Origin of the sequence: Paenibacillus sp. LC231 (assembly GCF_001860525.1) — a bacterium.
Taxonomy (GTDB): Bacteria; Bacillota; Bacilli; order Paenibacillales; family Paenibacillaceae; genus Paenibacillus_AQ.
The window spans coordinates 44,297-66,439 of record NZ_JFOM01000013.1; the positions used below are offsets into that span (position 1 = coordinate 44,297).

Sequence of the window (22,143 nt, forward strand, 5' to 3'; positions counted from 1 at the left end):
ATTTGTATTCGTACCCATCGGTTATCCCCTAGGACGATTCCTTAGGCTCCACGTGAATATGGACGCTCATAATATTGTGAATCTTCTCCATCTGTTCTTCGATACGGTCACTGATCTGATGACCCTCCAGAACACTGATATCCGGGTCTACCTCGATGACAACATCCACCAGTACATGATTGCCGTGAATTCGGGCTTTCATGTCCTTAATCCCCTCGACACCGGGCGTACGGGCAATCGTACTACGCAAGTCCGACAAACGATTTTCATCAAAACCGTCCGTTAAACTATAGGTGCAATCCCTGAATATTTCCCAAGCTGTTTTGCAAATAATGACACCAACCGCTATCGCTGCTACGGTATCCAGCCAGGGCAGGCCGAATTGTGCGCCAATAATACCAACAGCTGCCCCCACACTAACGAGTGCGTCCGATAAGTTATCCTTGGCTGCAGCCATGAGTGCCTGGTTATCGATTCGCTGCGCGAGGTTCCGATTGTACCTGTACACGCCAAGCATCGCCACGGCACAGACACCGGCTACGCCGGCAGACCATAAATTCGGGATTTCCTTGGAACCTTCAAAAAATGAACGAACGGCTTCAACCAGCACTTGGATACCAACGACCGCCATGATAAATGAAGCAACCAAAGCCGCAATCGTCTCCGCTCTTAAATGCCCGTACGCATGATCGGAATCCGGCGGTTTCTGGGAAATTCGCAGTCCGATCAATACGGCGAGCGATGCCACGATATCCGTCAGGTTGTTAAAACCGTCGGCAAGCAAAGCACTGGATGCGAATAAGTATCCACAAAATATCTTGAACGAGGATAACACGAGGTAGGCGGCAATGCTGATCCAGGCCCCGCGTTCCCCTTGTTTGATGTTATCATAGGCATTCACTTTATTACGTCTCTCCTTTGCTTGTCTTTCGCAGCCGTCAAACGATATCCATCATTATCCATATTTAATCCTAGCAAAGGTCATTCGTGTGGGTCTAGAGAAACATAATTGCTTCGGTCAAAGAACCATGGACGTAGAAAATAGTATTAATCATTGTTACCCTTGCCGGGCGATTTAAAAACGAATAAAATGAGGACAAGCGAACACGAAGAGGAGGGTGATACTATGCCCGAGAATAATGAATCACGTAAAGTGAATTTAGCCGATGCAATCCGGCAAAAGCTGGAACAGAAAAAACAGCAGAATGCGTCCGCGAATAAGCCCGGACAATTCCAAGCCGGTTCAGCGCAAAAAATGAAAAGCCAAAACAACAAAAAACCAAACAACCAGCGTCGTCGTACCGGCGGTTCGTAGAAGAGCCCGTTTCGTGCATAACGCAAAAAATGCTGCACCTCCCATACTTGGAAGGTGCAGCATTTTTTAAATGGATCGGGCGAGATGAAAGCTCACGCCCTCATCCTTCGCCATATCCTATTTTCTTAAGCTTCAACCGGGTACATGCTATCGCGAAGTGCCTTGATCTCTTCACTCTCAAGATACTCGTCATAACTCATGCTGCGGTCGATGATGCCATTAGGCGTAATCTCGATAATTCGGTTGGCAATCGTCTGAATGAACTGATGGTCATGCGAGGTGAATAGAATCGTTCCGTCAAAATCGATCAGACCATTGTTGAGTGCCGTAATAGATTCCAGATCCAGGTGGTTCGTCGGCTCATCGAAGATTAGCACGTTCGCGCCGTTCAGCATCATTTTGGCCAGCATGCAGCGAACCTTCTCGCCCCCGGACAGTACGCTTGCTTTCTTCAGCGCTTCCTCGCCCGAGAACAGCATGCGGCCAAGGAATCCGCGCAAGAATGTCTCATCTTGATCCTTGGAATATTGGCGCAGCCATTCCACGAGGTTGATATCAACACCGTCAAAATAGGCAGAGTTGTCTTTTGGGAAATACGCCTGGGTTGTTGTTACCCCCCAGCTGTATTCACCGGCATCCGCCTCGGTTTCACCGGTTATGATCTGGAACAGCGTCGTTTTCGGCATCCCATTCGGTCCAACAAATGCGATTTTGTCGCCTTTGTTTACAACAAAGCTGACATTATCCAGCACTTTTTCCCCATCCATCGACTTGGTGATGCCATCAATCGTAAGCAGCTGCTTGCCCGCCTCGCGTTCAGGTTTAAAATGAAGGAACGGATATTTACGGTTCGAAGGACGAAGATCCTCCAACGTAATTTTGTCGAGCTGTTTCTTACGGGAAGTCGCCTGCTTCGATTTGGAAGCATTCGCCGAGAAGCGTTGAATAAATGCCTGCAATTCCTTGATCTTCTCTTCCTTCTTCTTGTTGGCATCCCGCTGAAGTTCAAGCGCCAGCTTGCTGGATTCATACCAGAAGTCGTAGTTGCCGACATACAGCTGAATTTTACCGAAATCGATATCCGCAATATGCGTACACACCTTGTTCAGGAAGTGACGGTCATGGGATACCACAATAACGGTGCCTTCATAATCCATAAGGAAGTTCTCAAGCCACTGAATCGATTCCAGGTCCAAGTGGTTGGTAGGCTCATCCAGCAGCAGGTTATGCGGACGGCCAAACAAGGCCTGCGCCAAGAGAACTCGTACCTTCTCGTTACCGCTCAGCTCAGACATCTTCTTATCGTGCAGCTCACGTGGAATACCGAGACCGATCAGGAGCGCTGCCGCATCCGGCTCTGCATCCCACCCGTTCAGCTCTGCGAATTCGCCTTCCAGCTCACCCGCACGCATGCCGTCTTCTTCGGAGAAATCGGATTTCGCATACAGCGCATCCTTCTCTTTCATGATGTTATACAGCCGGGCATGACCCATTATAACCGTCTCCAGGACGGGATACTGATCGTATTCATAGTGGTTCTGCTTCAGAACCGCCATCCGCTCATTCGGTGTCATATGAACCTCGCCTTGATTCGGTTCAATCTCACCGGAGAGGATTTTCAGAAATGTAGACTTACCCGCCCCGTTGGCGCCGATGAGGCCGTAGCAGTTGCCCGGGGTGAATTTTATATTGACATCTTCAAATAGTGCTCGTTTGCCATAGCGGAGCGTTACGCCGCTTGTACTGATCATTAAGCATTACCATCCTTTATCACTATTGGTTTCAGCACATTATAGCATAAGTACGACAGTTATCGAAGCTTCTGGATGATATAAAACGGTTTTAAACAAATATAACCGCCTGCATGCGCCTTTTCTCAAGTATACAGAACCCGACGATCAAAGCCTCTATTTCTAGTTTAATAGAAAAGAGGCTATTCTATTAATGAAAGAAACCAGTCGGATCAGGTCCCCCTCTCATACGTTATATTATTCTGATATGAAAGGAGGGGCCATTATGGGCAACCAGCTTTGCAATCGCCTGGCTCGGATCATTGGGGGCACAGCAAGCGTCACCAATGGAGTATGCGTCGTCTCCACGCTGCGGAGGCTAAACGTGAAAATATTGGGACGCCGCAGCCGTTCTCCTTTGACACTGCCTTTCGCGTTATCCTTTGAATCCAAAGACTCCCGTGGCCGCACGTTGAATCTGGGGGAAACCGTTATCCTGGAAAAAGAAATCAATCCGTTCGCGGCGGAACTGCTGAAGCGCGGCATAAAAGTAACCGCCATTCATAACCATTGGCTTTTCCAGAGCAATCCATTCAAATATATCCACTGGGAATCGATTGACGATCCCGTGCAGTTCGCTGAGAAAAGCGCTGCTGCCGCAAGAGCGGTCGGCATTCTGCCAAAACGCTGACGTTTAGAAGCAACTGAAAATGGGCCCGAAAGGTTATGAACAACCTTTCGGGCCTCTTTTGGCATTCTATGGTGTATGGTGTATGGTGTATGGTGATGGAAATCGCTTGCACGTTTCGGTTATGATGTCACGCTTCTTCGCTCAGGCTGAACCTTGAAGGTCTCTCCGTACTTTAATACGCGAATTCGCTCCTTGGCGATCCCCAGCCGCTCGCGTTCCGCCTCCATCCGATCCAGCGCTTCTCTGGCCGTGTCGTCTGCCAGCTTGAAGGTGCCGTAATGCATCGGGATCATCGTCTCGGCCTTCACATCCTGGAACGCCTGCAGGGCCTCTTCCGGATTGACGTGCTGCGATGTCATGAACCATTCCGGCTCATATGCCCCGATGGGCATCAGCGCAAGGTGAATGTTGAAGCGTTCTCCGATCAGCTTAAAGCCTTCGAAATAACCGCTGTCTCCGGCAAAATACAAATTCGGTGGAAGCAGGCGGGTGCCATCCTCCGATACAGGTTCGTTATTGCATGATGATTCATCGGAAGAAGCCGAATCCACCTTCGCATCCTGCAGGACAGGCTCCATTACGAACCCTCCCCAATGGGATGTATTCGTGTCAAACGGCGTGCGCCGAGTCCAATGCTGTGTCGGCACAAAGGAGAATTTCACGCCCTTGATGGTTGTGGATTCCCACCACTGCAGTTCGATCACGCGGCGAAAGCCTTTGTTGATCATTTTGCGACGCAGACCAACGGGTACAATGATCGTGGTGTCCGCACGGTACAGCTTACGGATCGAGGCAACATGCATATGATCATAATGGGAATGCGAGATCAGAATGACATCGATCGGGGGGATCTCATGAATGGGAAGCCCTGGTTCTCCAAGACGCTTATTAAATCCCATTCTCCGCGCCCATACGGGATCAGTCACGATGTTCAAGCCTTCATATTGGATGAAGAACGTAGCGTGCCCGATCCAGGTAACGGAGGTTTCGTGCCGGTTGCTATGCAAATACTGAAGATCCGGCGTCAGGTTCGGAATGCAGTAAGAATAATCCTTCTTCTTCTGACGACGTTCGTCGCGCCACTGCTTGAATTGTTTAAGTGTTTTATCCGTGCTGACGTTATCGATATTGTTATAGCGAATTTTTGGCATGCAGCCTCCTCCTTCCATTACCCTGTATTTTACCCTGTATTGACCTCTTCGCTCAACTTTGCGCTTGTTGTTCTTTTTACACCGAACGTTTCGTGGCGAAACAACCCGGAATTGCCTTTATCCAGAATCAATCCGATGGATCCTTATACTTGACGACGTAGATCGCCATAAAGGCTACAGCAGCCAGTACGGTGAGCAGCGGTGCTATGAAAATGGCGAAGTCCTCCACTTGCCTCACCCCTTCTTCGCGGATTTGCCGCGAATGTAGTTTGCATCGAACAGAAACAATCGCATCAGCAGGATCAGGGAAGGAACCAATACGCAGAAACCCAGGATAAATGCGGTAATCAATGCGATCGCCATCGTATCATTGGTTATGCTCTCATGAATATGGATGTAATCATAGAGAATATACGGCAGATGCGAGCGTCCATATCCGTACCAAGCAAAGGCAAATTGGAGCATGACCATAATAAAAGCGATGCCGAGCCGGATTCGTTTCCATACGAGGTACACCGCAATGACAAAGCAGATGAACGACGCGATAAACATCCATGCGATATCCAGCATCTGCCCAAAATGCACCGGATTCTGATGGTTAATCTGGAAAAACGCGAACACCGAAGCCAGGATCGTCGGACCGCTCCATCCCAGCGCATAACCCCGGACCACGCCGAACGCTACCTCATCCCCCGCACGCTGCGCGTAATAGGACAGGAACATCGCCGAGATGTACAGAACGCTCACAAGCGCAAGCAGGATGACCGACCACGTGTACGGATTCGTGAAGAACGTATACCAATGAAGCTCTACCTTCCCGTTATCCATATAGATAATGCCGCCTTCCGAGATGGCCAATATCGTCGACAACGCTGCAGGGATGAGCAGTCCCGTTGCCCCGTAGAGCCCCATATACACGATATTGTTCCCGGTCTGGCTGCCATACGTGTGATAGGCGTAGTAAGCGCCGCGGATCGCCAGCAGCACAAGGGCCAAGCTGCCCGGCACAAGCAAGGCGGTGCCATAATAATACGCAGCATCCGGAAAGAATCCGACAAGTCCGACCACAAAAAAGATCAGGAATACGTTGGTTACTTCCCAGACGGGAGATAAATACCGCTGGATGATGTTATGAATCTTGTTCTCGTGTCCGGTGAGCACGCTGTAATAGCTGAAAAATCCGGCACCAAAATCAATCGAGGCCACCAGCAAATAGCCAAACAGAAATGTCCACAGCACGGTTATTGCCACCATTGCATAGCTCATTTGCGGTCTCCCCCTTCGATTTCGAGTCCCAGCAGCCGGATTTCCTCTTCCGCGCTTTTATTCCGGAACAATTGGCTTAACACGCGAATCGCGGATACGGATAGCACCAGATACAGGATTATAAACAGCACCAGCATCCAGCCGACGCTTGTTGAAGTGGTTGCCGCATCCGATACCTTCATGTATCCCCGCACAATCCACGGCTGCCTTCCGATCTCGGCAAGGAACCAGCCCAGCCATATGGCTGACATCGATAGAGGCCCCAAAGCCAATATACTGAGCAGCAGCCATTTTGGATAAGGCCTTTTGCCAGGAAGTTTCTTTCGGAACATATACAGGAGCGGAATCAGAACGATCACGGCGCCGCTGGTCACCTTTAGATCAAAAAAATAATGCACCGACATCGGCGGTCTCTCATTCTCCGGAAACTCATTCAGTCCAATGACCTCCGTGCTGGGACTGTTTCCCGCCAATATGCTTAGCGCGTACGGAATCTTCAATGCATACTTAATCTCGTTATTCTCATCCAGAAAGCCGCCGTAAATGAGCGGGGCTTGCCTCATCGTTTCAAAATGCCACTCGGCCGCCGCCAGCTTCTCGGGCTGGTATTTAGCCAGAAATTTGCCGGAGAAGTCTCCGATCATCACGGTGGCCACAGCAAAAACAAAGGTCGACACGACGGTGAGCTTCAGCGCTTTCTTAAAGTAGATGTGCTTGCTTCCCCGCAATATACTGAAAGCGGCTATGCTGGCCAGCGCAGCGGCGCTTGTCGTAAAAGCTGACGCCAGCACATGGCTCACCTTGGTCGGCGTCGCCGGATTGAACATGGCCACGAACGGATTCACATTCGTAAATACCCCATCCACCAGCTCGAAGCCCTGGGGCTGATTCATAAACGCATTCATGCTCGTGATAAAAAACACTGACGCGGAGGAGCCGATCGCCACGGGAATAAGCAGCAGCAGATGGGTCCATTTATTTTTGAATCGATCCCATGTATAAAGATAAATGCCTAGAAAGATCGCCTCCACAAAAAAAGCAAAGGTCTCCATGAACAGCGGCAGCGCAATGGCTTTACCGGCGAGGCGCATAAAGGTGGGCCATAACAAGCTGAGCTGCAGGCCGATGGCGGTACCTGTCACGACGCCGACGGCCACCGTAATCACATATCCCCGCGCCCAGCGCCGGGCAAGCAGCGTATAATGGTTGTCCCCTGTCCGAATCCCCCTCCATTCCGCCAGAGCCAGCATAATCGGAATCCCAACGCCGATGGTTGCCAGAACAATATGCACAAACAGGGTCAAGCCGGTCAGGATCCGGCTCATCAGTACGGGATCCAGTGAAGACATCAGGTTCACTCCTCGGTTTCTTTATCCAAAATGTTCCATATAGCGCAGATACCCTTTCACGGCACCGTATAGCATAATGGCCGCAACAATAAAGCATAGAATCGCAAGCTTTCGCTCCTGCTTCCTGTGCATCCGTTAGCCTACCCTCCTTCAGAGGTTGTAAAAAAGTCCGCTTTTGATACGAAAACCTCTATCGAGGCCACTTCAAGGATGAGCGACCGCGATGCTTAGGTAGGTTTTCTTGCGATATAGATTTTTCATCAGTTCCACTGATAACTCATAAATTCTATATCTAACACGAAGCGGATCAGGAAGCCGCTCGGCATCGAATCTTGGGGGCGGCCCTCTAACATGTGATTCTTTGAAAACCCAAATGCTTTACAATCCCATCATTATCAGTTTTACAAACCTTTCCTCTTTTTATCCAAAGTCCGGTCATTTTGTTTGAATCCTTGCCATGATGTTTTTTCCGGCATGGAAAAGAGGTACAATAAGAGGATAAGGAGGCGAGATAAACCCATGAAAATTACATTTATTGAACCAACCCCGAGCCCGAACTCCATGATGCTTCGTCTTGACGAAACGCTGGAGCCCGGGATTCGAAGAACATATACACTGGATAACGAACGGTCGGCTCCCCCCTGGATCAGGCAGCTGCTCCATATCCCGGGCGTAAAGAGCGTTTTTCATACCCTTGATTTCATCGCGCTCGACCGCAAAGGCAACGCTGATTGGCCTTCCATTCTGGGCGCCGTTCAGGAAATATTCGGTCAGGAGGGGCTTGCCGCCGGACTCCAAGAAAATGCGGAAGATTTTGCTTTTGGAGAGGCTCAAGTGTTCGTCCAGTATTTTCGAAATATACCGATGCAAATCCGTGTCAAAAGCGGGAATCAGGAAGAACGCATCGGTCTGTCAGAGCGCTTCGCCAAAGCGGTGGCCGCCGTCGGAACCACGACACTCATCAAGGAGCGCAAGCTCAAGGAGTACGGCGTGCGCTACGGCCAGCTAGCCGACATCGCCCGTGACGTAGAGCAGGAGCTTGAAGCTGCCTTCCCGCAGGAGCGCCTTGATAAGGTCGTTGCCCAAGCGATTGCCCACGGTGCCAGCGACGAGGATTTCGTCGAGCAGCGCCGGAAGCTGACCGATGAGGAAACCGAAGCCGCGCTGCAGGATGAGGACTGGCGCGTCCGTTATGCCGCGCTGGATGCACTGGAGCCAACGGAGAAACACATTCCGCTTCTCCGCCAAGCCCTTCGGGATCCGAAGATGCAGATCCGCCGGCTCGTCGTTGTGTACTTGGGCGATCTGCGCACCCCTGAAGCGATGGAGCTCCTGTATGAAGCCATGCGCGACGAAACACCGGCCGTTCGCCGTACCGCAGGCGATACGCTGTCCGATATCGGCGATGCTGCCGCTACCCCGGTCATGATCGAATCGCTCAAAGACAGCAGCAAGATCGTACGCTGGCGTGCAGCCCGCTTCCTGTATGAAGTAGGCACCGAAGAAGCCCGCTCCGCTCTGATGGAGGCTGCCAATGATCCGGAATTCGAGGTTAGTCTGCAGGCACGAATGGCACTGGAGCGCATCGAATCCGGCGAAGAAGCAGCCGGAACCGTATGGCAGCAAATGGCCAAACGGAATCAATCGTAATTGCATCTGCGGAACTACCTTAGAACCGTAAAATTTAACCATTGCTTCTAACATGGAATGTGATTTATACTAGGACTCTCTTGTTAGAATTGAATATACAGATAGCCTCATCATTCCAAGATGAGGTAGAGGTTGCAGACATGATCAGTAGTTGTGCCGAGGCGAAGAGAAGCCGGTGAAGCACATTGAAAGGCATGAATGCCGAAGTGCAGGGTATACTCTTGTATCCTGTGCTGGGGCCGTTGTCGAAAGAGACGGAACTGTCACGGGGATTTCCCCGTGTTGTGCTATCTTCATGGAGGGTATGATGCGGATACGATAAAGACCGCAGGTATAGGACCTGCGGTCTTTTTGTTCTAACAGGGTATATTGTAAATATCATTTCTTAATGTATAGAAGGAGTGTTCGATCTTGAATCGCAAAAAAGCACCGGCTGCTTCGCTCAAGCAGAGCTTTAAAGCCCGTCATATGACAATGATCGCCCTTGGCGGATCGATCGGTACCGGCCTCTTCCTGGCAAGCGGAACGGCCATCGCCTCTGCCGGCCCAGGCGGAGCGCTCATCGCCTATGCCGCGGTTGGCCTCATGGTTTACTTTCTGATGACCAGCCTCGGCGAACTCGCTACGTATCTTCCGGATTCCGGCTCATTCAGCACCTACGCCTCCCGGTTTGTCAGCCCCGCCTTCGGATTTGCCGTCGGCTGGAACTTCTGGTACAACTGGGCCGTTACCATCGCCGCCGAACTCGCAGCGGCGACGGTTATTATTAAATTCTGGTTCCCCGACAGCCCGTCATTTCTGTGGAGTCTTCTGTTCCTGGCGATTATGTTCGGCTTAAACTTTCTATCGGCCAAAGGATACGGCGAATCGGAATATTGGTTTGCTATCATTAAGGTGGCAACCGTCATTATCTTCCTCATCATCGGGGTCATGATGATCTTTGGTATTCTTGGCGGTGAAGCCGTTGGATTCACTAACTTTAGTCTAGGCGACGGGCCGGTACACGGCGGGTTCTTCGCGCTAGTCGGTGTGTTTATGGCTGCAGGCTTCTCCTTCCAGGGAACCGAGCTGATCGGGGTCGCGGCCGGCGAGAGCGAAAATCCGAGAAAACACGTCCCTAAAGCCATCCGTCAGGTGTTCTGGCGCATCCTGATCTTCTATGTTTTCGCTATTTTTGTCATCGGCATGCTGATCCCTTACACCCATCCGAGCTTGCTTCAATCCGGGGTCGACAATATCGGTGTCAGCCCATTCACCTTGGTGTTTGAGAAAGCCGGCCTTGCGTTTGCGGCTTCCGTAATGAATGCGGTCATTCTCAGCTCCGTGCTGTCGGCAGGCAACTCGGGGATGTATGCCTCAACCCGTGTCCTGTATGCCATGGCGAAGCAAGGAATGGCTCCGAGATGGCTGAGCCGGCTGAACAGCCGCGGCGTACCGGTTGCGGCTCTAATCGTAACCTCTGCCGTAGGCATGCTGGCCTTCCTGGCCTCCTTCTTCGGCGATGGCGTAGTCTATGTATGGCTCCTGAATGCCTCCGGAATGTGCGGATTCATTAACTGGCTGGCCATTGCCGTGAGTCATTATCGCTTCCGCAAAGCTTATGTCGCCCAAGGAAAAGACCTGAAGGAGCTGCCGTTCCGTGCACGCTGGTTCCCCTTCGGTCCCATCTTCGCCTTCCTGCTCTGTCTTGTTGCCATTATCGGTCAAGGCAATTTCAGCGGGGAGATCGATTGGTTAACGATCATTGCCACTTATGTCAGCATTCCGTTGTTCCTCTCCATCTGGTTCGGCTACCGCTTGATTAAGAAGAGCCGCATCGTACCATTGGACGAGTGCGATTTGAGCACGAACGTTAAATAAGTTAAACCGGACATACCAAAAGCAGCTTCCCTCCCATACTTGGGAACAGAAGCTGCTTTTTTGGGATACGGACTTATTACCAAATGATCTGCACTCTAAGATCACCTGTGTTCTCAAACGCATGATGATAGTATTTGATAGAGCCGAGATTGCTCTTCATCTGCACTTGCTGGAGCACATTTACAAGCTCTCGCTCGCTGCCGTCAAACCGGAACACCAACTTCTGGCTGCCTTCAGCCTTTGCAGCTTTAACCAGGGGTTGGAGCTGTGCGTAGGAGCTGACGATGGAACGGGCATCATAGAGCTGATATTCCAAATCCCGCTTCAATTGTTCGTATACTTCGGCTCTCGAACGATCCTTCGCAGCTAGCCCGGCCAGCGTGTTGCGGTAAAGCGTGCTCGCCTTCGGATAGGATTTCACCCAGGTATGATCGCGGCCCATCTGTTCATCCGTCCGGAGATAGTACGTATAGGATACCTCGTTGTCGCGATCCGGCACGGGATCGTTCCACGTCGTGTCCAGATGGTACCATTTGCCGTCCAGAAGAACCAGATTCCAGGCATGAAGCTGGCCCTTCGGATTATCGGAGGCATAAGCCGTGCCCTCTACGATTTTGTTCTGGATCCCTGCTCCCTTCAGCAGTTTATGTGTTAACAGGGAATAGCCCTGGCATACCGTGCTTCCGGTGTAGAGTCCGTCATAGGCCGTATATTTTGTAAGTGTGGTATCATACTTCAAGTTCCGGACAACCCAATCGTGGATCGCTTTCACCTTCTCATGATCATTCATGCCCGGCTTGATGATCCGCTTCAAAATGCTGTCGGCATTCTGGTTCACGTAGTTCGTCTGCTCCGCAGTCTCGCGGTAACTCAACCGAACGGTAACATTGGCGGAACTGGATGTCCCACGATAGTCGTAGCTATAGCTAGCGATGGTGTAGTGAATATAAGGATCACTGGCCATCGCCTGATCAAGTGCATCTTTAAGCTGCGATTTCAGCGATTGGGTCTCTCCCTGGTAAACAAAACGCACCGTCGATTGCCTGTCGCTCATCGCTGTCAGCAGCTTCTGTTGAATCCCATCGACCGACTTCACGACCGCTTTGTTGGAGGTGGCATAGACATCACTGAGATTAGCTGGTTCAGGTACTGCTGCAACGGTTACCGCCAAAGACCCTATGAACAGTAATTTAACGATTGTTCCTCGGCTTCGTTTCATCGGTACACCCGCCCTTCATCTTCCTCATCCGTATGCACCATTATTGTAACACATAACATCAGGGCTTATGGGTTCTAGTTTTGTCGACCGGGCACGAATATCAAATGCTACCAATAAAATGAGGACAGGAAAGAATCGCTGCGTCCCGCCAGCTTCGACATGCGGACGAGTACCTCTGCAGCTTCCGCTCGCGTCACCTCACGCTCCGGCAAGAACTTGCCATCGACAGCCGGGAGAAGCCCTAGCTTGAGGGCGATCAAAGCTGCGCCTTTGTTAGTAATGGCGTCCGCATCCGATATTCCCTGCACATCAGTTGGCAGGATAAAGGCTTTGGACAGCTTCTCGTAATTCAGAATACGGGTCAGCGAGCTTGCCAATTCATCCCTTGTCAGCTTGCGGTCCAGCTGCAGCGGGCTGTCCGGATCATAAGGAATCCAGTTCTGCCCGATCAGCACCTGAATGGCCTGATAATACGGATGATCCGGCTGCAAACCCGCGTATGGATCCATGGTAGATCTTCCATACACCTGCTCGTAGGACGGACTCACCGATGCCGCCACCAGCTGATACCATTCGCCAAGGGTAATTTGGCGATCCGGGTATACCTTTCCGTCCTTGTCCGGAACCAACACCCGATATTGCACCAGCTCCTTAAGAGCCGCTTCCGCATCATGCCCCGCCGCATCGGTAACCGCCGGAATATCCTTGCGGCTCATTTCAGGCGTAATATCGCGCCATTCTCCGTTCTTGGCATCCAGCGGTACCGCAATGCCGCCATAAACCGCCTTTTTGTGTGTCGGATAATAAATCAGCTTAATGAAAGGCTTCATAATCTCATTACCGTTCATTGCGTAACCGCCGTAGTAACCATATTTCAGCTTCAGCTCAATCTCTTCCAGATATTTAGCTTTTGCCTGTTCCGCACTGACGGCCGGCTTTGCGTCCGTTGGCAGCTTGGACAGAACAGCTTCGGAATTCACACTAAAGCCCTGGATTTGCCCGTCGGCCTCAATCGTGAGGTTCAGGGAATCACCCATGACGCGAATATCACCAACATAGCGCTGAAATGAAAATTGATAATTAAGGGTTTTAGTGTCTTTGCCCATTTTATCAACGGATGTCAGCTTCCATTCCGCGGCAGCATTCGGCACCAGCCTGCTTACCGTCTCGAATGCGAGATTCTGCGCAGCCTGCTTCGAAATCGGGCTCTTCACTTCCGGAGCACCGGTTCGGTCAAAACGATATCGGTTGTAGGAGTAAATTTGTCCGGTCTTGGCGTCCACCTCTGCGGATACCATCTCCCCTCCGCCCATGGCGGAAAGATGGTTCTCGCCCCATCTTATATTCCACGTCTTGATCTCATTATTGTTCCATCGGGTACCCAGTGACTTGGATTCTGTCTTCAAGCCGGACGGGAGTTTGATCTGCGATTCCACCCATCTGGCTGCTGCATCTCCGCCAGCAAATGGAGCCGTGATTGGCTTGAAAATCTCTTTGGACGACGGAATCGTGCCGTTCTCAATCGAGGTATACTCACTTTCTTCCCCCGAAAAACTAATGAACTTGCCTGTATTGGCATCCATTGAATTCGCTGATTGATCATTAGGTATGTAACCTAAGAAATAATTGCCTTTGGCGTTGTTATATAAATGATCAGGTACATAAGCCAAGGAGACCTGGAACTGATCCTCAAACAATTTACGAATGGAGGCCTCATTCAATTTCGGTGTGGATGAAGGAAACTCTTCATTGACTTGATTGCGGGAATAGTTAATGGTATTGCCCTGTCCGTCCAGCGTGATCGAAATGCTGTTCACATCCGATTCAATTCCGTTCACCGAGGTCTGGAAATAAAAATCAAACCGCGGCGGACTGAACAGCGCCGTCTGCATCCCGAGATAAGCCTCATTCTCCTTAAGCTCGCTGGCCTTCAGATCCGATACATGGCTGCCGATCCATTTCAGCGCCTTCTCCTTGGCTGCTTCACGGGTTATCAGCGGTTTGTCACTACCATGGTTCAACAAGGAACGAGGGATATAAATGTTAATAAGTTCACCCGTGACCGCATTGACCTGGGCATTAAAGCCGGAGCTTGTGTTCCCTTTGGTCAATTCCATTTGCAGATCCCAAGCAAGCGCGCTCGATCTCATGCCATCATTCTCCAAGAACTGCACATTCGATACTTTCACGTTCTTTAGCTCCGGGAAAGCCTTCTTGATGATGTCTTCCGCCTGCTTGGACGAAATTTTTGCACCCTTTGGTATTTCGTTATCCGTTACACCTTCCGAACCGGTGTTATCGCTGCTAGTCACGGCAGTTACCGTATCAGTTACAGCGACTCCGCTGCCCGGAACGGAATTGTCTCCCCACACCGGCTGCGCCAAACATAACATAGCTGTAGCCGTAACCGCGCACACGGTCTTTTTTACCCTTACCTTCTTCTTACCTGATGGATTCACTTGATTCGCTCCCTTCCATTACTTGAACCTAACCATGCCTTACTTACACATGATGATATCCTTAACAAGTGACTATACACGGCAGCAATGACATAACCAAGCTACCTAAATAATACCATAACTTGTCTATATATTCCTTATGTAGTAAGCTTCGAAAACATAACCAACATGATTAAGGATGAACAAAGTGTAACTATTTCGATCCGCTTCTTACGAAGGGGAACACCCTATTGAACACACGCTAGCCAAGCTGGGCAGCTTCAACAAAAGCCGCGGTACGACGCCTGATCTCCTCCTTATTTCCGGACGCGAGCGCATCCTTCGGGAGCAGCGCGCTGCCTAAACCTACCGCAACTGCACCTGCATTAAAATAATCCGCAAGATTATCCAGCGTAACGCCGCCCGTGGCAAGCAGCGGAATGTGACTTAGCGGGCCCTGAAGCTCCCGGATAAATGACAAGCCCAGGCTGGCCATGGGAAACAGCTTCACGATCTCGGCGCCGGCTGCGTACGCCGCAACGATCTCCGTCGGCGTCATCGCCCCAGGCCATACATCAATTCCTTGCTCCAAAGCATATTCGATAACGGAAAGATCCGTGTTCGGCGAGATCAGAAATTGCGCTCCGGCGGAGACCGCCTCCTTCGCCATCTCCACATCAAGCACGGTTCCCGCCCCTATATATACGGCGCCATCATACCGAGTACGCCAATCCTGGATCATATGTAAAGCGTCTTTCGTATTCATCGTCACTTCCATGAACCGAATTCCGCCTTGGGTCAACCCTTCTCCTACGAAGTCCGCCTGTTCTCTCGTAATGCCCCGCACGATGGCAACGATTTTCTCGCGTTTGAGCTCAGGTGTCAGTTTCATTGTCTTCCCCCCATTTCTATTTACACTTCCGGCACGTTCCTAAATCGCATGGCTGCAATTTCAACCTGCTTCAAGTATATGCGGTCCACCGCGTTCACGCAAAAAAAGCAGGCCGGGAAACCTGTATTCCCGACCTGCTCTTCTATAGGGTTATCCCCGGAATCCGGACAGCTCAGCGCCTAGTTCACGCGTTGCTCCATATACGCTTTGATAGAGTCCAAACAATTGGTCATAAGCTTGAACTGCCTGCGGATTGGGAGAATACGAGCGTGCCGGCCGCAAAAACGCCTTGGCGCAGTCCTGAAGGCTTGGGAACCAGCCGCAGCCGTAGGCTGCGAGCATCGCCGCGCCCATAGCCGGGCCCTGTTCACTTTCCAGCTTCACGATTTCAGCGTTGAACACGTCCGCCTGCATTTGCAGCCACGTTTCGTTCTTGGCGCCGCCCCCGATGGAAATGACGCGGTCGATCCGCTTGCCGGATGAGCGAAGGATATCGATGGATTCACGGAGAGAGAACGTGATTCCCTCGAGTACCGAACGTGCAAAGTGAGGCAGCTTATGTCCCGCGTCCATTCCGATAAAACTGCCGCGAATGGTAGCATCCGGATGCGGCGTGCGTTCACCAACGATATACGGCGTGAACAGCAGACCTCCACTGCCAACCGGGATGCTTCCGATATCGCTTAACAGCGCGTCAAAGGAGACATCCGGCGCAAAGGTATCCTTGAACCAGGTCAGGCTGTATCCCGCAGCCAGGGTCACGCCCATGATATAGTAAGCATCTTTCTCGCCATGATTAAAGAAATGGACCTTGCCTTCAAAATCCACCTCGCGACGCTCCTCATAGGAGAGTACCACGCCCGATGTACCAATGCTGCACATCGTCTGCCCTTCTTCGAGAATGCCTGCGCCGATGGCGCCGCAGGCGTTGTCCGCACCGCCAGCAAATACCTTCGTATTTGGCAGCAGAGCGGCTTGCTCGGCGATCTCAGGGAGCAAGGTGCCGCACTGATCGAAGGATTCGACCAGCGGCGGGCATAGGGTGTGCGGCAGCTGGAAGACATCCAAAATGTCGGTGCTCCAAGACTTGCCCGCCACATCCAGCAGCAGCGTTCCGGCTGCATCGGAATAGTCCATTGCGTATTGCCCGGTCAGGCGGAAACGCACATAATCCTTAGGCAGCAGGAACAAGGCAGCCTGTTCGAGCAGCTCCGGTTCAAACTCCTGTACCCATAGAATCTTGGGCAGAGTGAACCCTTCCAGCGCGCGATTGCGTGCAATCCCTAGCAGCTTCTCCTGCAGAGTCTCCTCGATTCGACGGCATTGCGCCGTTGTGCGCGTGTCATTCCACAGGATGGCCGGCCGCAGCACTGCACCCTCACCGTCTACCAAGACCAGACCATGCATCTGGCCGGAGAAGCTTAACCCCTCAACCTCGGATGGGTCAATGTTGTTTCTGCTCATTAATTCCCGTAACGACAATACCGTTTTGTCGACCCAATCCTCCGGTCGCTGCTCGCTGTAACCCGGCTTCGGCTGGCTCAGCGGATACGACTCCGAATGCTCGGCGACAACCTTGCCGCTTGGGTCCACCAGCACGGTCTTCACAGCACTGGTCCCCAAATCAACTCCGATAACGTAACTCATCTATATCCTCCTTCGTCTCCTCATGAACCGAACATGAAAACATCGTTGGCACTTCCCCCGGCGCACGATGCGTGATCCGAGGTATGCTTGGATGGCTGTCGACCATAGCTCGCTATAGTTTCCTGATTGAAATAAGTACACCGGCTTCCCTGGAGGGAGCCGGTGAAGGTTTGGATTTCATGGTACAAGCGCTAAAGAGAGTATCGATTAATTTGCAAGAATGTACTGATTCAGAATCGCTTTCAGCATTTCTTGACGTCCGGATTCGTTCTTGCGCGGGGACTCGTTGTTCAGCGCGTACTCTGCAAGGGAAGCCAGTGTAGCTTTGCCGGATACGACGTCTGCGCCAATGCCTTCGTTAAAGCTGCTGTAGCGCTTCGCGATGAAGTCCTCGAATACGCGGTCTTCGATCAGCTTCGCTGCCACTTTCAAGCCTTTTGCGTAAGTGTCCATACCCGCGATGTGCGCATGGAACAGATCTTCCGGCTCGAAGGACGGACGGCGAACCTTCGCATCGAAGTTCACGCCGCCGCGGCCGAGGCCGCCGTTCATCAGCACTTCGTAGAGCGTCAATGTCGCGTCATAGATGTTAACCGGGAATTCGTCCGTATCCCATCCGATGAGCATATCGCCTTGGTTCGCATCGAGGGAACCGAGCATGCCGTTGATGCGTGCTACGCGAAGCTCATGTTCGAAGGTATGACCAGCCAGCGTGGCATGGTTGGCTTCGAGATTCAATTTAAAGTGCTTGTCGAGACCGTATTTCTGCAGGAATGCAATTGTTGTAGCCGCATCAAAGTCATATTGGTGCTTGGTTGGCTCCTTCGGTTTAGGCTCGATCAGGAATTGGGCATCAAAGCCGATTTCTTTCGCATAATCCACCGCCATATGGAACAGACGCGCCAGGTTATCCAGTTCAAGGCCCATATCCGTGTTGAGCAGGGTCTCATAACCTTCGCGGCCTCCCCAGAACACGTAGTTCTCTGCGCCGAGGCGTTTGCCGACTTCAAGGCCTTTCTTCACTTGGGCTGCCGCATGAGCGTATACGTCCGCGTTGCATGTAGTGCCCGCACCATGCATGAAGCGTGGGTTCGTGAACATGTTCGCCGTGTTCCAGAGCAATTTTTTGCCTGTGGATTTCATGTGGTCTTCAATCGAATCCACAATCGTATCGATGTTGCTGTAGAACTCGCGCAGGCTGCTGCCTTCCGGCGCAATGTCCACATCGTGGAAGCAGAAATACGGAAGATTCATTTTCTCCATGAACTCAAAGCCTGCCTCAACGCGTGCCTTGGCGAGGTCCATGCCGGAGTAGTTGCCCCAAGGGCGAACCGCAGTGTCAGCGCCGAACGGATCCGAACCGCCCGCAGTCAATGTATGCCAGTAAGCCATGGCGAAACGGAGATGCTCTTCCATCGTTTTGCCGGCTACTACTTCTGTCGGATTATAAAATTTAAAAGCATAAGGGTTCGTTGATTGGCTGCCTTCGTACTCGACTTTGCTAATGTTGTTAAAATAGGCCATGAATAAATCCTCCTATACCTTGTTAAGGTGTGGTTAACGCTTACAAGGTTATCCTAACACAGGATTTCTACTTTGTCTATTGGTTAAACAAAGTTATTGTTTTACAACTTTTTCAAAACCGGTGACACCTGCTGTTAGGATTATTTATACAAAAGATCAACACATCTCTGTTTAGCTCACTGCCTAGATTTCCTGCAAATTCATATTTAAATGTTATGACGATGGAAACCACCGGACAAAAGATTAACGCACACCCGGGCAGCGTTACGGGCTGTTGCAATTTCCGGACTTTGCCCCTAGACTATGAGCATATCAAGTCTCCAAAACTTATCATGATCAGGAAGCAAGACTAAAAGGATGAATACACATGGCGAATATTACCGGTGACCAGGCTCTGGTCAAAAAAATAAATACTTCGATTATTCTCGATACGATACGTCAGCACGCCCCTGTCTCCCGAGCGAAAGTCTCCAAGCTAACCGGACTGAACAAGGCTACTGTCTCCAATCTCGTACAGGAGCTGTACAGCAACCACCTGGTCCAGGAGATCGGACCCGGCGAATCCAGCGGCGGCAGGAAGCCGCAGCTGCTGCTGTTTAACGGACAAGCCGGTTATGCCGTCGGCGTGGAGCTGCGCGTCAAGCAAATGACCGCCGTGCTTACAGATCTGGAAGGCAAGATCCTTGCCGAAGAAGATACCGCCCTTGAAGGACATGACGTGGAGTCGGTGACGCGGCTGATGGTTGGTCTGATTCATGGCCTGATGCGGCAGGCCCCTCCCTCCCCGTACGGGATCATCGGGATCGGCGTAGGCGTCCCTGGGATGGTGGACGGTGATGGCACCGTCCTTTTCGCTCCCAACCTGGGATGGGACATGGTGCCGCTGCAGAAGCAGCTAGAGGACGAGCTCGGACTTCCCGTAACCATCGACAATGAAGCAAACGCGGGTGCCCAGGGCGAGCTGCGCTTCGGAGCTGGCCGGGATGCCCGCCATCTCCTCTATATCAGTGCCGGCAGCGGTATCGGCTCCGGCATCATCATCAATGGTGAGCTCTATAAGGGCGCCCGCGGATACGCTGGCGAGAGCGGCCATATGTCCATCGAAGCCGATGGACTGGAATGCACCTGCGGCAACCGCGGCTGCTGGGAGCTCTATGCCTCGGAGAAATCTTACGACAGCAAGGGTGCCGCTCTCCCGTCCAGGCGCACATCCGAGCTGATCAACCATGCAGCGCGTGGCCATGAAGAGACCATCCGGCATTTTGAAGAGCTTGGACGTTATCTCGGTGTCGGCATTACTAATCTTGTCAACGGATTCAATCCACAATCCGTCATTATCGGCGGTCCGCTGTCCGACGCGCGGGCTTGGATTGAAGATACGCTGCGACAGGTCGTTGCCCAGCGCACGCTCCCCTACCACCGTGAGCTGATGGAGATCCGGTTTGCCGAGCTGGGCAGCCGCTCCACCCTGATCGGCGCGGCTTACTCCGCCATCTCGCAGTTTCTGGGGCCAATACGAGTCTCCATGCCGATTCATTAAAATTGACGATATTTTGTCGTAATTAAGACCCTGCATATTAAGGAAAATCCCGCGATTTTCCGCTATAATTAATCTCGTCCTGTAATTTAAATCACGGTTCTCCACGTGGAGATGCCGTGTGATCGTTATACTAAAGGGAGAGGAAACGCTCAAATGACCTATGTAAGCACTGCGGAAATATCGCCGGAAATGTTTGTGACCGTATTGCTGTTTCTCCTAGTTATCGCACCTTTGTTCAGTCTCGCCATCATGCGTTTTTTTCAAGGCAAGAAAAAAGCCGGCTTCATTCTCATCGGCTCCGGCGTGGCAGCTTACGTCGTATTCCAGATCATCATGAGTCTGTTTTTTAGCAAGTGAACACGATCTGAGCGTACGTTTGGCAGCATATCTCGGCAACAAAAAAGCTCCTTCCCGGAAATCGGGGAAGGAGCTTTTTATCATAAGCAAGCAATTGGCTTGCCATCATGCTGATTAGATTAAGCTTCGGGGTTCAACGCTTTGTTGAACTGGAGCTTATTCATGCCAAGAATACGGTGCTCGCCGATGATGGTGAGCGGTACTGCGCGAACGCCCATATCCCATACTTGCTGCGCGAATTCGTCGTTTTGCTCGATGTTTCGCTCTTCAAATTCGATGCCTTGATCGGACAAGAAGCCTTTTACTTGCTTGCAGTGCGGGCAGTTGTTCGAAGTATATACAATCACATTTTCCATGTTTGATCAGTCTCCTCTACTCATGATTAGGCTCTGCTTAAAGCCCGTTCGATCTCTATCTATCAGTTTACAACACAACAGCGTTGTGTTCCAAGCTCTCGATATATTTCTCCGCATCCATAGCTGCCATACAGCCGCTTCCTGCTGCGGTGATCGCTTGTCTGTAACGGGTATCCTGCACGTCGCCGCAAGCAAATACGCCTTGGATATTCGTTTCGGATGTTCCCGGGGTCGTTACGATATAACCGTTCGGATCCGTCGTAATGTTTCCGCCGAGGAAACCGGTGTTCGGATGATGACCGATCGCCACGAATACGCCGCTGACTGTGATCGTCTCCTCTTCGCCAGTTTCATTATTGAGCACCTTGATCCCTTTAACGCCTGTCTCGTCCGCGATGACTTCCTGCGGCGTGCGGTTCAGTGCCCATTCGATCTTCTCGTTAGCACGGGCGCGATCCTGCATGATTTTCGATGCACGAAGCTCCTCCCGACGGTGTACCAACGTCACTTTGGATGCAAAGCGGGTCAGGAAGTTCGCTTCCTCCAGCGCGGAATCGCCGCCGCCGACAACAACGATCTCTTTGCCGCGGAAGAAGAATCCGTCGCATGTTGCGCAGGTACTTACGCCGCGTCCTACATTATCCTGTTCTCCCGGAATGCCGAGATATTTGGCCGTTGCGCCCGTAGAGATAATCAACGTTTCGGCAACTACCTCGCCCATACCGTCTACGTCCAGCTTGAACGGACGCTCTCCGAATTCCACGCTGTTCACCCAGCCTGTACGAAATTCTGCGCCAAAACGTTCAGCCTGCTGACGCATATTGTCCATCAGCTCAGGACCCATGATGCCTTCGGGGAAACCAGGGAAATTCTCCACTTCGGTTGTGGTGGTCAGCTGTCCGCCAGGTTGCGGACCTTCAATGACGAGCGGGCTCAGGTTTGCGCGAGCCAGATAGATTGCAGCCGTAAGGCCGGCAGGGCCTGTGCCTATAATAACGGATTTGTACATATCGTTTCCCTCCTATATATGGAACGCTTAATTATAATCATTATAAATTAATATTAATTATGGTTATATCGGTGCCGTCTGTCAATATGTCACATCACACCCCCTCCGAAAATATTGTTAATCCATTCTTCATAAATCGAAATGAAAAT

The 22,143-nt window shown here is 51.4% G+C and carries 19 protein-coding genes and 1 riboswitch; of the genes, 6 read left to right on the plus strand and 13 right to left on the minus strand.

The genetic code is table 11. From position 1 onward, the window contains the following. Positions 1-28: 28 nt before the first annotated feature. Positions 29-901: a cation diffusion facilitator family transporter gene (locus AK95_RS08950; RefSeq protein ID WP_071219621.1), complete on the minus strand. Its 873-nt coding sequence runs from the start codon at positions 899-901 to the stop codon at positions 29-31. Positions 902-1,126: 225 nt separating this feature from the next. On the opposite strand from AK95_RS08950, the gene AK95_RS08955 reads away from it, so the two are divergent. Continuing rightward, positions 1,127-1,315: a hypothetical protein gene (locus AK95_RS08955; protein WP_071219622.1), complete on the plus strand. Its 189-nt coding sequence runs from the start codon at positions 1,127-1,129 to the stop codon at positions 1,313-1,315. A gap of 125 nt (positions 1,316-1,440) precedes the next feature. Here AK95_RS08955 and AK95_RS08960 read toward each other — a convergent pair whose 3' ends face one another. Beyond that, positions 1,441-3,066 (minus strand): ABC-F family ATP-binding cassette domain-containing protein, encoded by a 1,626-nt coding sequence (locus AK95_RS08960; RefSeq protein WP_071219623.1) that lies wholly within the window; start codon positions 3,064-3,066, stop codon positions 1,441-1,443. 265 nt (positions 3,067-3,331) lie between these two features. On the opposite strand from AK95_RS08960, the gene AK95_RS08965 reads away from it, so the two are divergent. Then, positions 3,332-3,736: a DUF1259 domain-containing protein gene (locus AK95_RS08965; RefSeq protein WP_071219624.1), complete on the plus strand. Its 405-nt coding sequence runs from the start codon at positions 3,332-3,334 to the stop codon at positions 3,734-3,736. A gap of 119 nt (positions 3,737-3,855) precedes the next feature. On the opposite strand, the gene AK95_RS08970 is transcribed toward AK95_RS08965, so the two are convergent. The 4 genes from AK95_RS08970 to AK95_RS08980 all read right to left on the minus strand — a co-directional run bounded on the left by AK95_RS08970 (position 3,856) and on the right by AK95_RS08980 (position 7,502). Next, positions 3,856-4,887 (minus strand): MBL fold metallo-hydrolase, encoded by a 1,032-nt coding sequence (locus AK95_RS08970; protein ID WP_071219625.1) that lies wholly within the window; start codon positions 4,885-4,887, stop codon positions 3,856-3,858. Positions 4,888-5,014: 127 nt separating this feature from the next. Beyond that, a complete protein-coding gene (gene cydS / locus AK95_RS35300; RefSeq protein ID WP_422759654.1) occupies positions 5,015-5,116 on the minus strand; it encodes a cytochrome bd oxidase small subunit CydS family protein in 102 nt (33 codons plus the stop codon). A 5-nt stretch (positions 5,117-5,121) separates the two neighbouring features. Then, entirely contained in the window at positions 5,122-6,153 is a 1,032-nt protein-coding gene (locus tag AK95_RS08975; protein ID WP_071219626.1) for a cytochrome d ubiquinol oxidase subunit II, read from the minus strand. Further along, the gene (locus AK95_RS08980) at positions 6,150-7,502 is read right to left on the minus strand and encodes a cytochrome ubiquinol oxidase subunit I (RefSeq protein WP_071219627.1); all 1,353 of its coding nucleotides are present in this window, start codon (positions 7,500-7,502) and stop codon (positions 6,150-6,152) included. Before AK95_RS08980 ends, AK95_RS08975 begins: the two co-directional genes overlap by 4 nt. Positions 7,503-8,021: 519 nt before the next feature. On the opposite strand from AK95_RS08980, the gene AK95_RS08985 reads away from it, so the two are divergent. Beyond that, positions 8,022-9,152 carry a virulence factor gene (locus AK95_RS08985; protein ID WP_071219628.1) on the plus strand — a complete coding sequence of 377 codons (1,131 nt, stop codon included), beginning with the start codon at positions 8,022-8,024 and terminating at the stop codon, positions 9,150-9,152. Positions 9,153-9,270: 118 nt separating this feature from the next. After that, positions 9,271-9,450, plus strand: a riboswitch (Lysine riboswitch). Positions 9,451-9,620: 170 nt separating this feature from the next. Further along, positions 9,621-11,012, plus strand: coding sequence for an amino acid permease (locus AK95_RS08990; RefSeq protein ID WP_235613073.1), 1,392 nt, complete (start codon positions 9,621-9,623; stop codon positions 11,010-11,012). A gap of 76 nt (positions 11,013-11,088) precedes the next feature. Here the strand turns inward: AK95_RS08990 and AK95_RS08995 are convergent, their stop codons facing one another. The 5 genes from AK95_RS08995 to xylA form a co-directional block, all read right to left on the minus strand. Further along, complete coding sequence (locus AK95_RS08995; protein WP_071219630.1) at positions 11,089-12,231, minus strand: transglutaminase domain-containing protein; 1,143 nt, start codon at positions 12,229-12,231, stop codon at positions 11,089-11,091. Positions 12,232-12,338: 107 nt separating this feature from the next. After that, a complete protein-coding gene (locus tag AK95_RS09000) occupies positions 12,339-14,690 on the minus strand; it encodes a YcdB/YcdC domain-containing protein (protein WP_071219631.1) in 2,352 nt (783 codons plus the stop codon). A 241-nt stretch (positions 14,691-14,931) separates the two neighbouring features. Continuing rightward, the gene (locus AK95_RS09005; RefSeq protein WP_071219632.1) at positions 14,932-15,561 is read right to left on the minus strand and encodes a bifunctional 4-hydroxy-2-oxoglutarate aldolase/2-dehydro-3-deoxy-phosphogluconate aldolase; all 630 of its coding nucleotides are present in this window, start codon (positions 15,559-15,561) and stop codon (positions 14,932-14,934) included. 150 nt (positions 15,562-15,711) lie between these two features. Beyond that, the gene (gene xylB, locus AK95_RS09010) at positions 15,712-17,208 is read right to left on the minus strand and encodes a xylulokinase (RefSeq protein WP_071219633.1); all 1,497 of its coding nucleotides are present in this window, start codon (positions 17,206-17,208) and stop codon (positions 15,712-15,714) included. A 207-nt stretch (positions 17,209-17,415) separates the two neighbouring features. After that, positions 17,416-18,732 carry a xylose isomerase gene (xylA, locus tag AK95_RS09015; RefSeq protein WP_071219634.1) on the minus strand — a complete coding sequence of 439 codons (1,317 nt, stop codon included), beginning with the start codon at positions 18,730-18,732 and terminating at the stop codon, positions 17,416-17,418. Positions 18,733-19,099: 367 nt separating this feature from the next. Between xylA and AK95_RS09020 the strand changes: the two genes are divergently transcribed. Continuing rightward, positions 19,100-20,272 (plus strand): ROK family protein, encoded by a 1,173-nt coding sequence (locus AK95_RS09020; RefSeq protein WP_071219635.1) that lies wholly within the window; start codon positions 19,100-19,102, stop codon positions 20,270-20,272. A gap of 153 nt (positions 20,273-20,425) precedes the next feature. Continuing rightward, positions 20,426-20,629: a hypothetical protein gene (locus tag AK95_RS09025; RefSeq protein ID WP_071219636.1), complete on the plus strand. Its 204-nt coding sequence runs from the start codon at positions 20,426-20,428 to the stop codon at positions 20,627-20,629. Between the two features lie 119 nt (positions 20,630-20,748). Here the strand turns inward: AK95_RS09025 and AK95_RS09030 are convergent, their stop codons facing one another. Then, positions 20,749-20,985, minus strand: coding sequence for a glutaredoxin family protein (locus AK95_RS09030; RefSeq protein ID WP_006212730.1), 237 nt, complete (start codon positions 20,983-20,985; stop codon positions 20,749-20,751). A 67-nt stretch (positions 20,986-21,052) separates the two neighbouring features. Then, complete coding sequence (gene trxB, locus AK95_RS09035) at positions 21,053-21,994, minus strand: thioredoxin-disulfide reductase (RefSeq protein WP_071219637.1); 942 nt, start codon at positions 21,992-21,994, stop codon at positions 21,053-21,055. Positions 21,995-22,143: the final 149 nt, after the last annotated feature.